This window comes from Paenibacillus sp. CH40, from assembly GCF_024213605.1.
GTDB classification, from domain to species: domain Bacteria; phylum Bacillota; class Bacilli; order Paenibacillales; family Paenibacillaceae; genus Paenibacillus; species Paenibacillus polymyxa_B.
On record NZ_JANAVQ010000003.1, the window covers coordinates 421871 to 437688 of the forward strand.

15 protein-coding genes are annotated in these 15818 nt (G+C 46.4%); 7 read left to right on the plus strand and 8 right to left on the minus strand.

From position 1 onward, the window contains the following. Positions 1-10: 10 nt before the first annotated feature. The 4 genes from NLX73_RS11905 to NLX73_RS11920 form a co-directional block, all read right to left on the minus strand. On the minus strand, positions 11-1774 hold the full coding sequence (locus tag NLX73_RS11905; RefSeq protein WP_250260131.1) for a sensor histidine kinase: 1764 nt from the start codon (positions 1772-1774) through the stop codon (positions 11-13). Further along, positions 1771-3402, minus strand: a complete 1632-nt coding sequence (locus tag NLX73_RS11910) for a response regulator transcription factor (protein WP_250260130.1) — start codon at positions 3400-3402, stop codon at positions 1771-1773. Before NLX73_RS11910 ends, NLX73_RS11905 begins: the two co-directional genes overlap by 4 nt. Positions 3403-3870: 468 nt before the next feature. Next, a complete protein-coding gene (locus tag NLX73_RS11915; RefSeq protein ID WP_254326244.1) occupies positions 3871-4644 on the minus strand; it encodes a class I SAM-dependent methyltransferase in 774 nt (257 codons plus the stop codon). Between the two features lie 192 nt (positions 4645-4836). Then, complete coding sequence (locus NLX73_RS11920; RefSeq protein ID WP_254326245.1) at positions 4837-5178, minus strand: cupin domain-containing protein; 342 nt, start codon at positions 5176-5178, stop codon at positions 4837-4839. A 228-nt stretch (positions 5179-5406) separates the two neighbouring features. Here NLX73_RS11920 and NLX73_RS11925 point away from each other — a divergent pair, with 228 nt between their 5' ends. The 4 genes from NLX73_RS11925 (at position 5407) to NLX73_RS11940 (ending at position 8811) form a co-directional block, all read left to right on the plus strand. After that, on the plus strand, positions 5407-6642 hold the full coding sequence (locus NLX73_RS11925; protein ID WP_254326246.1) for an FprA family A-type flavoprotein: 1236 nt from the start codon (positions 5407-5409) through the stop codon (positions 6640-6642). A gap of 36 nt (positions 6643-6678) precedes the next feature. Beyond that, complete coding sequence (locus NLX73_RS11930) at positions 6679-7872, plus strand: NAD(P)/FAD-dependent oxidoreductase (RefSeq protein WP_254326247.1); 1194 nt, start codon at positions 6679-6681, stop codon at positions 7870-7872. 2 nt (positions 7873-7874) lie between these two features. Beyond that, complete coding sequence (rd, locus tag NLX73_RS11935; RefSeq protein ID WP_235306667.1) at positions 7875-8045, plus strand: rubredoxin; 171 nt, start codon at positions 7875-7877, stop codon at positions 8043-8045. Positions 8046-8106: 61 nt separating this feature from the next. After that, the gene (locus NLX73_RS11940) at positions 8107-8811 is read left to right on the plus strand and encodes a Crp/Fnr family transcriptional regulator (RefSeq protein WP_254326386.1); all 705 of its coding nucleotides are present in this window, start codon (positions 8107-8109) and stop codon (positions 8809-8811) included. A gap of 131 nt (positions 8812-8942) precedes the next feature. On the opposite strand, the gene NLX73_RS11945 is transcribed toward NLX73_RS11940, so the two are convergent. From NLX73_RS11945 to NLX73_RS11960, 4 genes are all read right to left on the minus strand, one after another. After that, positions 8943-10748: a glycosyltransferase 87 family protein gene (locus tag NLX73_RS11945; protein WP_254326248.1), complete on the minus strand. Its 1806-nt coding sequence runs from the start codon at positions 10746-10748 to the stop codon at positions 8943-8945. 99 nt (positions 10749-10847) lie between these two features. Continuing rightward, positions 10848-11558 carry an MBL fold metallo-hydrolase gene (locus NLX73_RS11950; protein WP_254326249.1) on the minus strand — a complete coding sequence of 237 codons (711 nt, stop codon included), beginning with the start codon at positions 11556-11558 and terminating at the stop codon, positions 10848-10850. A 343-nt stretch (positions 11559-11901) separates the two neighbouring features. Beyond that, positions 11902-12543: an SDR family oxidoreductase gene (locus NLX73_RS11955; protein WP_254326250.1), complete on the minus strand. Its 642-nt coding sequence runs from the start codon at positions 12541-12543 to the stop codon at positions 11902-11904. A 100-nt stretch (positions 12544-12643) separates the two neighbouring features. Beyond that, a complete protein-coding gene (locus tag NLX73_RS11960; protein ID WP_254326251.1) occupies positions 12644-13243 on the minus strand; it encodes a TetR/AcrR family transcriptional regulator in 600 nt (199 codons plus the stop codon). A 247-nt stretch (positions 13244-13490) separates the two neighbouring features. On the opposite strand from NLX73_RS11960, the gene NLX73_RS11965 reads away from it, so the two are divergent. The 3 genes from NLX73_RS11965 (at position 13491) to NLX73_RS11975 (ending at position 15460) form a co-directional block, all read left to right on the plus strand. Beyond that, positions 13491-14231: an ABC transporter ATP-binding protein gene (locus NLX73_RS11965; RefSeq protein WP_061829500.1), complete on the plus strand. Its 741-nt coding sequence runs from the start codon at positions 13491-13493 to the stop codon at positions 14229-14231. After that, on the plus strand, positions 14228-14989 hold the full coding sequence (locus NLX73_RS11970) for an ABC transporter permease (protein ID WP_254326252.1): 762 nt from the start codon (positions 14228-14230) through the stop codon (positions 14987-14989). The genes NLX73_RS11965 and NLX73_RS11970 overlap by 4 nt, the downstream gene beginning before the upstream one ends. A 123-nt stretch (positions 14990-15112) precedes the next feature. After that, positions 15113-15460, plus strand: coding sequence for a KGG domain-containing protein (locus tag NLX73_RS11975; protein WP_061829502.1), 348 nt, complete (start codon positions 15113-15115; stop codon positions 15458-15460). Positions 15461-15818 lie beyond the last annotated feature (358 nt).

A 15818-nucleotide genomic window follows, 5' to 3' on the forward strand; every position in this document is an offset into this window, starting at 1 on the left:
ACTCTCCATCTCACTCCCGATCCGCAGGAATCCTAATTCGAATCTCCGTACCCTCGCCGGGTGCACTGCGAATGGCAAGCTCAAAGCGGCTCCCGTAGTAAAGTTTAAGACGATATATGACATTTTGTAGACCTATACGCTCACCCATTTCTTCCTGCCTTTGCATGTAACTATATAAGCGTTGTACCTGTTCCTCAGACATGCCCACCCCATCATCCCGAACCGTTAGAATCAGTTGTCCTTCCTCATGCTCAAAATGAATCTCAATGCGTCCTCCATGCTTTAGCGGCTCAATGCCGTGGATGCTTGCATTTTCAACCAGTGTCAGCGCGACCATTTTGGGAAGCAGATTGTCTAAGTCTTCAGAGCGCGCCTGCACTTCGTACTGTATTCGCTCACCAAAGCGATATTGCTGGATTTCCAGAAAACAACGGATCAGCTCCAGCTCCTCCCGCAAAGTAACCCGATCCTTGTTCCACACCAGCGAATTGCGGAAAATCCGTGCCATGTTATGAATAATGCGCGCTGTCTCATCCTCATGCTTCATCAAGCTCCGCATGCGAATCGTCTCCAGTGCATTGAACAGAAAATGTGGGTTGATCTGGCTGTGAAGTGCATTCAACTGGGCATGTCTGCGCTGAATTTCCAGATTTTTTCGCTGTATATCGGCCATATAGACATCGTTAATCAGTCGCTTTATTTTCAGCGTCATCCGATTAAACTCACCTGTTAATTGCCCGATCTCATCTCGCGACTCTATACCGCGAATCAGCTCAAAATGCTGGTTTTTCACCTTTTTCATGTGCTTTAAAATACGATGAATCCTCACGTTCAACGAACGTGTAATCCAAATAATGATTAATGTAGGCAGCAGCATATTTACACAGGTTAACAAGAGCACAAAATTGCGGGATTCCTGCATTCCATACAGCACTGCATCTCTCGACACCGCAGCCACAATGCTCCAGCCATTCAGATTGCTCGTAAGCACATAATTCGTCTTGAACTCCATGGTGTCCTCGGGCAGCTTGAGAGTGTTATAGGCTACATGTTTGTGGTTTATATCCACTTTGGGGTCCGTTGTATATTCGATTTCCCCTCGTTCGTTCAGCAGAAAGAGACTTCCCTGCAAATTCAGGTTATTGAAAATCTCTCGAATGGACGACATTCGCAGTTCTATTTTCAGTATTTTTTCACGACCATTTTGGGAATAAAAGTAGTTCATCCGCCGAATCAGGCTAAAAGGGTACACCTGTTCACCTGTACTGTCATCGGTACGTACAAATATAGGCTTGGACTGGCGTCCAGGCGAGATTTTGGTATACCAGGGCAAACTTCTGACTCCCTCATCTATAAAGCTGATTCCACCGGAATTCAGCAGCGTTGAATTATTGGTGTAGATCGTAATTCCACCTACGGAATGGTATGCAGGACTGTAAGTGTTGTTCAAGATATGACGTAAATAAGAGTCATAAGCGGCGATATAGTCAGCAGGGTGGGGATATGTTTCTTCCAATACCTCATTGAGCTGATGATCCGTATAAAAGATAGACGAGATTTCCATCGCATCTTCAAATTCACGGTAAAATTCAATTTTAATCTGTTCCAGTGCGCGCGAAATATCCTGCATACGCTGTTCCTTCACGTTTTGCGAGGTGACATGGTAAAAAATCAGATTGGTCAGCACTACAGGCGTAAAAACACAGAGAAAATAAAGCAGCAGCATTTTATCTCGCAGTCGTACATGATCAAGAGTCATTCTCAGCATCTTCATTCGCCGGCCCTCTCTGACTCGTTGCCAACAATCAGGCTGTTGCGGTATTCGCTTGGTGTGGCATGTGCCATCTTTTCAAACTGGGTAACAAAATAGTCTGAACTGCCGAAGCCCACGCGCTCAGCAATTTCATAAATCCGCAGATCCGTCTGCCGCAACAAGCGTTTCGCCTCCTGAACGCGCAATTTCAGCAGAAATTCGTTAAAGTACACACCATACGTTTTTCTGAACAATTGACCGAGGTATACCGGGTTCATGTAAAAGCGAGCCGCAATACTTTTCAGGCTTATATTCTCGGCGGCATGCTGCTCAATGTAAGCACGGATGTGCTGGATGCCTCCCTGCTGACAATCCTTGCGCAGAACCCCAATATACCTTCCACTTTCCTCTGCAAAAGCTGTAAACAATCGCTGTAGTTCACCCAGGGACAGGTTCATGTCCTGCCAGTTCATCATCGGTTCTAGTGACTGAAGTGAGCGCTCATCTCCCTGCATGTTTTGAATGACCCGAACGATACTAAGTACGCACTGATGCAGACTCATTTTCATAGCCTCAGGAGCATAACACTCCTCCCGAAAGCTGCTAAATAAATAATTCACGGCCACACGCAGCTCATCCAACCGCAGTTCCTCAACTTGTTCCGTCAAGCGATCCAGTACGTCCTGAGGAATGGTCTTATAGTGAAGTGGTGGCATTTCCTTCTGTAGATATACAACAATACCGCCATGGTCATAAATGTATTTATGGAGCACTGCCTCCTTCGCACAGGCATAGGACTGCTGGATATCCTGCAACCGATTCACAGGCTTTCCTGCATAAATGAAAACTCGACTTCCCAGCTGATCTTTTAGTGTCTTCATCCCCTCTATCTCGCGTTGTAGCGCTTTCATAAAAACTTCGACCTTGCCTTCAAAACACTCCAAAAGGAAGTCCGGTACGATAAGACCAATCCGGTTACGATGCTCATGAACATAGAGAGGGTACTTGCCATCCATTAAACGATGAAGCGCTTGCTCTATAAGCTCCCTGAATTGGAAAAGCGATAGCATGATATTATTGCCACCGGAGCGCCAGGGATGTTGGTCATTCAGCTCGACGAGTACATAGTACATATAAGTGGCTTCCCCAAGCCGTAGCTGCTGCTCCCACTGTGTCACCACTACATCATCCACTGGGTTCATCATCACAGTCTCTAACAGCCCACCTGCATGGTGTTTCTGATCTCGTTGCGCATTCTGCTGTTCACGATGCAGTCTTTCACTCAGCTTGCGCAATGTAGCCGAAAAGTCACCCTCATCAATCGGCTTAAGCATAAAATCATGAACCCCATAGCGGATTGCCTGCTGCGCATAAGCAAAATCACTATAGCCGCTTAAGATAATAAACGCGGGATGTTCTGTACTCTGTTCGAGTACAGACCGAATCAGCTCTAATCCGTCCAGCACAGGCATCCGAATATCGGTAATGACCAGGTCCGGGTGAATACGGCTGATTAGCTCCAGCGCATCCTCACCGTTATCAGCTTCTCCTACGACTTCAAAACCACAGGCTTGCCAATCCATGAGTTGAAGCAGCCCTTTACGAGTAAAGGTTTCATCATCCACCACAATGGCTCGATGCAGCTTCATAACACGCTTCCTCCTTTTGAAGTATGCCTATTTTATTATTTTGGTTAACTATTCCAATGATCTCAGTCACTATGGTAATGTAAAACATCAGGAATTGGAAATTTTCGTTACGCCTATTATATGACGAACAGAGGGGGGCAAAGCATGCGCACGCCAGCGGCCAAGCCAAAGCAGCAAATATACAAAAAGGAGACGAATCCCTGAATAGGGGTTCGTCTCCAGGCTGTCGAGAAACCCCCTGTTTTTTTGCAGGGGGTTTAAAACTGTCTTAGTGGTCTAAAAACTAGGGTCCTCAGATCGTTTTAAATCGATTTTTGTTTTAAAAGATGCGTCTCCCCATATAAAAATAGAAGTGTCGAAAAGTCCTCTGGACTTTCTCGACACTCTGGAGACGAATCCCTGAATAGGGGTTCGTCTCCTTTTTTGCTATTGCGTAAAAAGCTTTATTCTCTTATTCGTGAATTCAGGCTATCGCTCAGCGATGATACTGACCGCTTGCAGATGGTCGGCGTACTTTACAAACTGCTTGCGCATACCCATAACCCTTGTCCGGGCAGCATGGTTACGCATAAGGTTAAAGGAAATTTTCCCAAATCTCAACCAGCCCTCGTCCTGAATGATACGTGGCAGATGCAATAAGTGCATGGGAACCGTATAGATTTTAACGACCTTAAAGCCTTCCTCTTTCAGCAGCTGTTCCCACTCTGACACCGTCAACGGTGTCGCATTAACTCTCATGGCTACAGCCAAATCCTTGTAAATTTGTTTTCTGAGCGCAGGCTCAATATGGTTAGAAGCAAGGCACATCTCATGAATAGCATACTTCCCACCTGCTTTCAAAAGCCGCCTGGCTTCCGAAATAATCTGCGCTTTCTTGGCCCTTGTGTGCATCGTCAGCATGGCTTCCCCATATACCACCGTCGCAGAGGCATCCGGCAACGGAACCTGTTCAGCATCGGCAATAATGACTTCCCGATTTGCTCCGCTTGCATACGTTTTTACGATAGAAGCCGCCTTCTCATTCTGTTCAATCGCAATATAACGACGGGGATTAAGCCGCAGTGTGATTTGGGCAGTTATACCCAATCCGGGGGCAAACTCAATAACCTCATCCTGCCCGGTTACGTCAAGTCCCTCTATCATCCAACGTGTCGTTTTTAACCCTCCGGGCCTAAGCACGCGCTTACCGAGACTTGCTAATATCCAGTGCCCTGGCACCTGTTTGTAATCTACTGTCTGCATTGGCTATTAACACCTCTTCTTAAAATTTGATAATGATATTCATTATCAATACGAGTGTAAAAAAAATAACCTTTTTCTTTTTTTGATATGAGCATGTTGCATCATTCAATATCTATATATTGCCGATCGGAGACCCGCTCTTACGATTTATGCCAATGCCCCATTTATACAATGATGGTGCTGTGTCCTCTTTTATATGTTCTGCGCATAGCTTTCGCATGGCGTTTGGGTTAACACTACATGCAGACTGGAATTCGCCTCTGCACCGCCACGATAGGAAAAGTGCTCATCTCCCGTAACATGAATGATATCCCCTTGGACAACTTCCGTTGCTTCGCCGTTCACAGTTACAGTCCCGCTGCCTTCAAGAACAAGCAAATATACATTCGCTCCTGGGTGATTATGTGTTGGCAACTCCGCATTAGGAGTAAAGTTGAGAATAAAAATTACATTGTCGGCTTCCTTATGCACAATTCGTTTTGTAAACGCAGCTTCTTTATATTCCTGAAATTGAATGAGGTTTGATTTTTTCATATTGGTTCACGCTCCTGTTTGAAATTAAATTTGCTTAAGATGGATGAATACCTTTATTGTATTGGATTATTTCGCTCGCCTTGTGATTGCAATCACAAAACTAAATTTAAGTAAAAAATACTTTTAATTATTTAAAAATTTGATTTCAATCATCTTTTTCATCGACACATCCAACTAGAATTGGATTATGCAAGATGCTAAAACAATAACAAGCAGGAGGTTATTCCTATGAAGCCCGGATTCAAGCTGGCAAAGGATATTTATTGGGTAGGAAAAATTGATAATCGTGAGGTTCCCTTTCATCGTCTTCTACTATCAAAGGGTACAACTTATAATGCATATCTATTAAAAACCGGAAAGCCAACCATTGTGGATACCGTGGATATGGCGTTCGGTAGAGAATTTGCCGAAGCTGTAACCGAATTGATCGATCCATTGGACATTCAATATATCATCGTCAATCACACGGAACCAGATCACTCGGGCGGATTGGCGGCGCTTGCTTCCAAGGCTACGAACGCTACGATTGTCTGCACTGAGATTGCCGTTCCGGAAATTCAACAAATGTACAAGCTTCAGCATCGCAACTTCCTCGTAATCAAGGATGGGGATCAACTGGACATTGGAGGCAAAACGCTACTGTTCAAAGAAACTCCTTATCTGCATACGGAAGAAACCATGATTACGTATTGTATAGAAGATAAAATCTTGTTCCCTTGCGATATTTTCAGTACACACGTGGCTGTAGAGCATCTATTTGCCGATGAGGCTGGTTTTGATATCACCGAGGACTTTGTCGGATACTATCAGGCTATTATTCATCCACATCGCAGATATGTACGTACATTAATCGAAGCTGTATCTGACTTGGAGATTGAGATGATTGCTCCTTCCCACGGCTTCGCGATCCGACATGATATTGCCAAGTTTATTGATTTGTACGCCTCTATGAGCACCGAAACCAAGGATGATAAAAAAGTAGCAATTGTTTATGCCACCCTGAAAAATAATACTAAAAAAATGGCAAACATCCTGAAGGACTGCTTTTTGGAGAACCAAATCAAGGTGGAGCTATGGGACGTGGATAAAGCGGATGAAACAGAAATATTGAATAGTATTGCCTCAGCAGATGCTGTGTTCGTTGGTAGCTCTACTAAATATGCCGATATGACGGGCAAATTGGAAGACCTATTGCAACAAATGCAAAAGATGAATCTGGAAGGCAAGCTGGCTGCTGCCTTTGGTTCCTACGGTTGGAGTGGGGAAGCCATTGAAGTTGTACAGGATTACTTGAACGGCACTAATATGAAGGTGCAAAGCACTTCAGATGTAATCAAATCAACGGGTATGACCCATGTGGAATTCCCGGTACGTATTCGTTTCTCTCCTACAGAAGTTGAGAAAGTGAAAAAAATTAAAAATGCCGCTGAATTTGTCTCAGATCTACTGCTTAGTGTTATTTAAAACACAGTAGCGTATAGCGAATAGGAGAGATACTGAATGGGTAACCAACATTACGTTATTATCGGAGGCAGTGTCGCCGCCGTCAACGCGGCAAAAGCGATTAGAGATCATGATGAGCTGGCCGAAATTTCTATTTACGGGGAGGAAGCATCCTTTCCGTATAACAGAGTCAAACTTTCCAAGGGACTATTTACTGATTTGCACAGTGACAAAATCCTAATCAAAAAGGAAAAATGGTTTGCCAATCAACGAATTCATGTGTATTCCGGCATCAAGATAACCGAGATACATCCAGAGGATTGTACTATCAAAACAATAGATGGACAAACCGTTGCTTATGACAAGCTCCTACTGTGTACAGGAGCTCACAACCGTAAGCTTGTGCTGGATGGGGCTTCTCTAAGGAACGTTCACAATATCCGTTTTCGACAAGATGCAGATAGCCTTAAAGCAGAATTGCGACAGGGAGACCGGATATGTATCATCGGGGGCGGTATTCAAGGTGTGGAAACCGCCTGGTCCTTCCAGCAAGCCGGGTATGCTGTAACCATACTGGAAGCTTCGCATCGGCTTATGCCCCGCCAGCTAGATGAAAAGGCCTCCGCTATTTTGACCGATCAAATGACCGAACGGGGTACTCAGATCCACCTTGGGCAAGGCGTAAAAGGTATTAAAGGCACAGATCACGTAGAAGGTGTGGAACTACAGGACGGCTCTGTTATCCCTTGCGAGCATGTCGTGTACTCTATCGGAATTGTACCGAATACGGAGCTTGCTCGCCAAATCGGCCTTGATATTAGACAAGGCATTCTGGTGAATGCACAGATGGAGACCAGCTCCGCCAATATCTATGCAGCAGGTGATGCAGCCGAATTTCAAAGTAGAGTAGATGGGTTATGGGAAAGCGCAATGGAGCAGGGAAAAATAGCAGGCGCTAATATGGCGGGCGCATCCGTCAGCTATCAGCGTCCCCTCCCTGTAACCCTTTCAAACTGCTATGAATCTCCTCTCTTTTCCATCGGTCTGGTAGATGAACAAGTCTGCGACACCAGCCTGATTATTAAAAATCGAGCTTCTTATACACGTATGTTTATACAAAACGGCTCTATCTGCGGCGTGATTGGCTTTGGAGATGCCCTTGCTTCACTACCATACAAAACAGCCATCATGCAGGGACTCAAACCGGACGCACCAGAGCTTACAAAAATTTTGAATGACAAGGAGAACTAGAGATGGAAAAATATGTTTGTCAGCCCTGTGGATACATTTATGATCCTGCTATCGGTGACCCCGATGAAGACGTTATGCCTGGTACAGCGTTTGAGGATCTTCCAGAAGACTGGGTTTGTCCCGTCTGCGGTGAGGATCAAAGTCATTTTGCCCCAATAGATGATACAGAATAACAACCATGCGCTATAACCTGTAGTTTCCGGTTTATGAATGGAGTGAATGAATGTGAATGCGATGTCCTGTCCCTGCCAGTGCGAAAAGGAGCCCTGTGCCCGCAAAGTGCCTATCTTTTCCTCTTTGTCCTGCGAAGATTTGTGTAAGGTCAGCTCTATGATCCGACACCGAAAATATCAGAAGGGTGAAGCCCTGATTATCGAGGAACAAGCATCCGATACGCTGTACATTATTAAAAGCGGGCATGTCAAGCTACTGAAGATGACGCCTCAGGGCAAGGAGCAAATTCTGCACATTCTGACAACTGGCGATTTTTTTGGCGAGTTGAACATATTTAACAGCGATGAGCTGAGTAACTTTAGTGCGTATGCCTTAAAAGATACTGATATTTGTATGCTCACCAAGGATGATATGGAGCAGTTGATCCGCAACAATCCCGATATCTCTTTGAAGCTGCTCAAAACCATTACTAAACGCTTGGCACATACCGAAAACCTGGCTCAAAGCCTAGCTACCAAAGACCCGGAAATCCGCATCGCCTATATGATTCTTGAGCTTGGACATAAATACGGCAAGCCGGATGGTTCCTACATTAAAATAAACCTCCCCCTTTCACGCGAGGAAATGGCTAATTATGTGGGTGTCACCCGCGAAACCATCAGTCGCAAATTCGGAAAATTTGAACAGCTGGGGATTATTCATAGCAGGGGTACAAGAGAGATTACCATCTGCGATGTACAGAAACTGAACGAATATATGGATTGAGACACATAGATACAATGTTACTCTAACATGAGGACAACAAAAAACCGCTTCTTTAACTTATGGATTGCAGTTGATCTATCAACCACTTCCATTTCGTTAAAAGGCGGTTTTTTAGCATATTTTATACTCCACTAACTATCAATTGTCGTGTTTACACCTTGGGAAGACGCTCCCCATGCAGGCCGCGCTGAAGGAAGTTCTGGCGAAACTCTGTCTGTGGAAGGAGCAGCCTCAATCGTGGTCGATTTGGAGCAATCCCACACTACTTTGATCAAATACCCAAACAACAACACATTCAACAATGATGTCACACACAAAATAATACCGTATTGATCCCGAGAGTTGGAGCTATAGAAAATATCAAAGGTGTTCAGGAAAATCGTAAGACTGAATCCACCCGCAAGCCACAAAAATCTGCGGTCTCGTAAATACAGATACGCCAGTACAGCTAACGCGGCCGCAGGGAACAAGTACCGTTCATGCATGCTGGAAGCGAAGGTAAATACACCTGCAATGAGCACCAGCGCAGCTGCTGCTGCAAATTGTGGTTTGCGACTGCCGATATACATCCACCATGTAAATAGAGTCATCAACACAATGCAGATCATACCCCATGTATGGTAACTGAACAGGAACAATGTTGTAGTGTCCTGCGTATAATTGCCACCGATCAATGCAAAAAAGTTATACGCGTTCACCGAAGCATACGGATATTCGCCAACCGTTCCCTTGTATAGATCTAGCAGCCATAACGGCTCCTGCCCCCACGAAAATGGCAATATGACCAGAATGGTCGTCACAACGGCACCGCCAATGGACAACAGCCAAGGCTGTATTTTACGTTGTCTCAACAGCTCAAAGAACAGAACAGGCCCATAAATAATTCCCTGCGGCTTCATCAATACGGCTACCGTAAACAATACGGCGGACCAGCCGACCCGGTTTTCCACAAGCAGCACAATCATGCCCACAATCAGCATAGTAAAGAAAGAATCTACCTGCCCCCAGAAGGTCGAATTGATAAACACCGCCGGGTTAAACACGTAGAATATAGCCAATCCAAGGCTTATTCCATAGCCGACCCGTTTGCTCGCCAACCGATATAGCATGTACGCTGTTACGATATCAGCTAATATATTGGGAAGCCGCAGCAGCACGGACATATAGGGACTGAAAGTATCCGTAGTGCCGATTTTGCCAATCACATATAAAATATAAATATAGAACGGCGGATAATCACTTGATCCGTTCGTGTAAAAGCCCGATAAGCTATCCGCTGCTGTCGTAGCCCAGTTCCGGAATAGCATTAAATCCATGTGACCCGAAATCCATGGGGCGATCGCCATTCTTAAAAAGAAACCCACACCCAGTACAGTCCACAGCATCAGTCCTCGATTACATTCCCCGAACTTCCATTCACGAGCCCGAAACCGGTACGCAATATACACGAACGCACCGAAGAACAAAGCGGCGAAAATCGCCAGCGGAGTAGCATAAGCAGATGAGGAGTTCCCACTTCTTCCACCACCCATACCACCGCCAGGACCGCCCATGCCAGATCCGTTACCAGACATGCCACCGGGGCCTCTGTGCTGTCCGTCTCTGGCAACACCACTGCCGCCCGATACAGACGTATCATTCCCGGTCGTTGTACCTTTGTCACCCGATGTCGATGTCCCCTCAGTGGAGGAGTTGGTAGTTTGGTCTGTCGTCCCCTGATTCTTGCTGTCAGCGCTATTCGCCGAATCCGTCCCCCTCATACCTCCGCCAGGTCCGCCTCCTCCCCCAAACCCGCCGGATGGTCCCTGCCTAACAGCCGTAGACTGGGACGCAGAACTACCTGAATAACTCCATAACGAAACGACACTAGCGACAGCACACAATATGAGACTACATAGAAGTATATATTTCAGACCGTTCGCTTTCCAAACGTTCAAATCCGATGCACCTCTCTCTGTTTCTATTTTCCCATATTGTATCTGCCTTAGCTTAGGACTTTGTGAGTTCTGGCTGAATGTTGGCTGAATACGAAATCATCACACTGAAGATTGTCGTTCCATCTCCATAATCGCCCTTTCCAGCTGAGATTGTGGATGCTTCAGCATGTTACCGTGACCGACAGCTAATAAAGATGGATTGAAACTCGCCAGCTTTTTGGCGCTTTTCAGCGAAATTTCCTTGTTCCAGGTAGCCAGTGCCGGAAAAGGAAACAGCGGCTTAAGCCTTCCCGATACCGCTATACCACCTCGGGTCTGAAAGGTGTCGCCTGCAATTAGCGCTCGGGTGCGAGTATCCAAAAATGCCATCGAGCCCGGCGTATGTCCTGGTGCACTGATCGCCAACAGCGAACCTACATGATCCCCATCCTCCAGTAAAACGTCAGGCTGGGTAAGGATATGCTTCGGTACATCGCCTCGAATAGGAGTATCCGGTTCTCCTGTCTCCAACGATACATCGCCCTGTAGCAGCGGTGCGTCCCGCCTGGAAATGAACACTTGCGCGTCAGGATACCTTGCCTTGAGCTTATCCAACGCACCCACATGATCCCCATGGGCATGGGTAAGTACAATTCGAATAATCGGCTGCCCGATCCGCGCCGCAGCCTGCTCTATACCACGGGTACTGTATGGCAATCCGGCATCTACCAAGGTGAGCCCCTCTATCTCCTCCACCAAATAACAGTTCACCGGGAACAGCCGGGGCATAAACGTCAATTGATACACATGCTGCACCTGAACAATACGCATTTATCTCATCTCCTTGACTTAATTATAAACTAATTATATTAGTATTATAAATAATATAATTAGTTTTAAGCAAATACTTTTGCTGCTATTCAGCTGGAGTTGGAGCTTGGAACTGCTACGGGGACGGTCGTACTGAGAAAACAGCAAAAAGCATCCCCGGGACTCTGCCCCCGGGGATGCCTCTCAAAACAAGAATTAATCTTTTCCTCCTGTTATTAATAACGAAGCCTTCTTGGCTATTTCCTCTTTATCAAACAGAGTAATTCCAGATGCCCATAAATAACCAGCCTCATGTATGATGTTGGCATGAATAGGTAGGACATCTTTCAATCTTCATCCGTAATTACAGCCGGATTGCCTCAGCAATAGGCGTACTGCCAGACACCAGATTAATTGCACGATGATACGTCTGCTGTTCCTCCAGCGCTGCTACCACCGCTGCCGCCACATCTTCACGAGAAATGGTGTGGCTGGTGAGCTCCTCACCGGTAGCAACTTTTCCGGTGCCCACATCATCCGTCAGGCCACCCGGACGAAGAATCGTGTAGTCCAGGTTGCTCGCTTCCAACAAGCGGTCAGCGTAATGCTTCGCCACATAATACGGTTTAATGGATGCAGGCCACTGCTCCCGATTCTCCGCATGAAGGGCGCTGACCATAACGAAGCGCTGGATACCCGCTTGTTCGGCAGCTTCCATCGCCTTGACCGCTCCATCCAGGTCGATAAGCAGCGTTTTATCCGCTCCTGTTTTTCCACCGGAGCCTGCTGTGAACACGACAGCATCGCTGCCTTTTATAGCTGTGGCAATATCACCAACCGTCCCTTCGAGGTCAGCTACCACCGTTTCTGCTCCCAAACGTTCAAGCGCTTCGGCCTGATCCGAATTGCGGATCAACGCCTTTACACGATGCGATTTATTCTGCCCCAGTAGGCGAACAAGATGTCTGCCTACTTTTCCATTTGCGCCAATCACCAGTACGTTCACTCATACCCCTCCTGTATTCGCAGTCTCTCATCTACATTATACAGATGTATTTTACCCTTCGGGTCTGCGACGCAATCATGTTAGCTGCATCAGGTTGAAATCAGACTTCTTTGGTAAGCTCGGCATCTCGCTTTTGCCGCACACGCAGACCTGCCAAAAAGGTAGCCATCATCACCTCAATGCTCTGGTCCACCTCCACAGGTAAACCAAAGCCGCCCTTTTGTTCAAGCGAGGCGAATCCATGAAGCAGACTACGGAATCCCCTCGCTGCATGAATGCAATCTTCTTCCTTAAAGCCATAACCACTGGATAGGACGGTAATGACCAGCTCGGCCACGCGATCCGCAGCCTGCCTCATTTCGGTATCATTTCGATCAGTTGCATACAGCATCGCTTCATACAAACCTGGTCGCTCGCGAGCATACCGCATATACGCGTTCCCCATAGCGGTCAGCGCATCTTCGCCCGCTCTACCAACCGCTGCGCTCATCAAAGCTTCCTCCAACTGTTCGAGGCTGTGCAATGCCAGTACTTGGCGCAGTCCATTCAATCCGTTCACGTGGTTATACAAGGACGGAGGGCGAATGTGCAGCTTTTGCGCCAGTGTGGTGAGCGTGACATCCTCCATCCCTTGTTCATTGGCAATGTCCTCGGCAGCCCGCAGGATATCTTGCAGTTTTACTCCGTTTCTAGGCGACATCATCCCGCCTCCTTCCATCTAATTTCTATGTAATCCGGTTCCTTATACATATACTGAGTCGATCCAGATTCTATTTTAACTAATCCTGTTAGTTTATACAAAGAAAATGCCGTTTACAACAGCCGACCTGCATCGAACCTTTATAGAAGAGCATAGCAGGCATTACTGATATAATAAAAAAATAAGATCATAAACGGAACGGATCTGATCCCTTTCTCGATCACTTACAAAGGAGCTAGCTATATCTATGGAACCCAAGCCACTTCCAGCTATTGAATTCAATCACATTATCAAATATTTCACCGGGTCTGGACAGCAACGTGCTGTTCTGAACGGGATTACAGCAAAAGTCTCCCCCGGCAAAATCACCACGTTGGTCGGTCCATCGGGGTCTGGTAAAAGCACGTTGCTTTCACTGTGCAACCTCCTAATGACACCGGATGAAGGAGACATCCATGTCCTCGGCAAACCTATATCGGAGTGGGAGATCCCTGAACTGAGACGGAAAGTAGCATTGGTTTTTCAGGATGCCCCCATGCTTCAGGGAACGGTCCTATACAATCTCCAAACCGTAGAACGGCTGCACGGTACAGTGCTGGATGATCCTGCCGGCCTGTTGGAACGCGTAGGACTTACTCGCGACCTGTTGGAACAGAAGGCGCAGGAACTGTCCGGCGGACAAAGACAGCGCTTGGCCTTGGCGCGGACACTCGCGAACCGTCCGGATATTTTACTGCTGGATGAGATTACTTCTGCACTGGACCCTGCCTCGGTCAAAGAGGTTGAGGAACTGTTGCTGCAAATGAACAAAGAAGAGGGAACAACGATGGTCTGGATTACGCATCATATGGAACAAGCCCGCAGGGTAGGCCACGAAACATGGCTGATGATCGACGGAAGACTGATAGAACAAGCGGATACGGAGACGTTTTTTGATGCTCCACAGCATAGTGAGACCCGCAGGTTTGTAGCAGGAGAATGGGTATGACGATTGTTGCCTTGATTCTCTCTCTCGGTTTTGTATTTATCGCCATCGTCATGTCCAAATCCTTCAGACTCGGTCTGGACCGAGACATGATCATCGCCACGATCAGAGCGTCGGTTCAACTGCTGGCGATTGGATATGTATTGCATTTGATTTTTGGGATGCAAAGCTACGGATTTATCGTATTATTCATTCTGCTCATGATTACCGTAGCCTCACAAAATGTTGCGCGCAAAGGACGATTTATCCCCGGTCTCATGTGGAAATCATTCCTGACGCTGCTGTGTGTGGAAATCGTTACACAGACATTCCTCATTGGCCTGCATATCATTCCTGCGACAGCCCGGTATATGATTCCGATTAGCGGCATGATCATTGGCAGTTCCATGATTTTGTCCAGCCTGCTGGTGTCTCGGCTCAAGTCGGAAGTCCTGCTGCGCAAGCCTGAAATCATGCTCATTCTGGCGTTAGGCGGCACGCCTAGACACGCCATCTTCCCTATACTCAAGGATTGCATACGTTCCAGTATGATTCCAACCATTGAGGGGCAGAAAACGCTGGGGCTTGTCCAGCTTCCCGGCATGATGACCGGACAAATCATCGCAGGTGCCAATCCGATTGCCGCCGTGCGTTTGCAATTGCTAATCGTATTTACTACCATGACCTCTGCTATTTTGACCAGCGTGCTGCTCAGCCTGTTCATTTATCCGGCATTATTTAACCGCCAGCAACAACTGCACACAGAAGCATGGGAACGCTAATCAGGTGAATATCCCCAGTTATCTGTGATTTCGCAAAATAAAAGAGACATGTTTAATTCCTGACACAAAGGTTAATAGATACACGTACCCGCTTTACTAAAATTCGATGAGGAGTGATTGAACATGGCTAACAACAACCAAAATGGCAAAATGAGTCGCGAAGAGGCAGGACGTTTAGGTGGAGAAGCTACTGCTAAAAATCACGACAAAGAATTTTATCAAGAGATTGGCGAAAAAGGCGGCGAAGCCACTTCCAAAAGTCATGGCAAGGACTTCTACCAGGAAATTGGTGAAAAAGGCGGCGAAGCCACTTCCAAAAACCATGACAAGGAATTCTATCAAGAAATCGGACGCAAGGGCGGCGAAGCCCGTGGCAACTCAGACCAAAGTGATAGCGACGGGAAAATGAGCAGGGAAGAAGCTGGCCGTAAAGGCGGCGAAGCCCGCGCACGTCAGCGTAGAGATAACTGACAATAGGGAGTATGTGGTCGGTGCAATTGCAATGTAGAGGCACAGACTGCATATAAACATGAAGTATAGTGGACGTTTATGTTATAAAAGCCTATCTGCCGGAACAACGGCAGATAGGCTTTTTGTGTGAAAGTTACTTTCGTCAAACGATCATACGCCTTACAATATACATAAACAGGTTAATTAACCAATCATACATATTTTATTACAAATGAACGAATATATCCGTCAGATTCTTTTCTCATGTCATCCTACTTATGGCGAACAAGACAACAAGGACTAACACAGCCCTTGGTTAAAGCTTCATGGATACAAAAGAGTGCATGCAACTCAAATCAAATATTCCTGCATTCCGGCT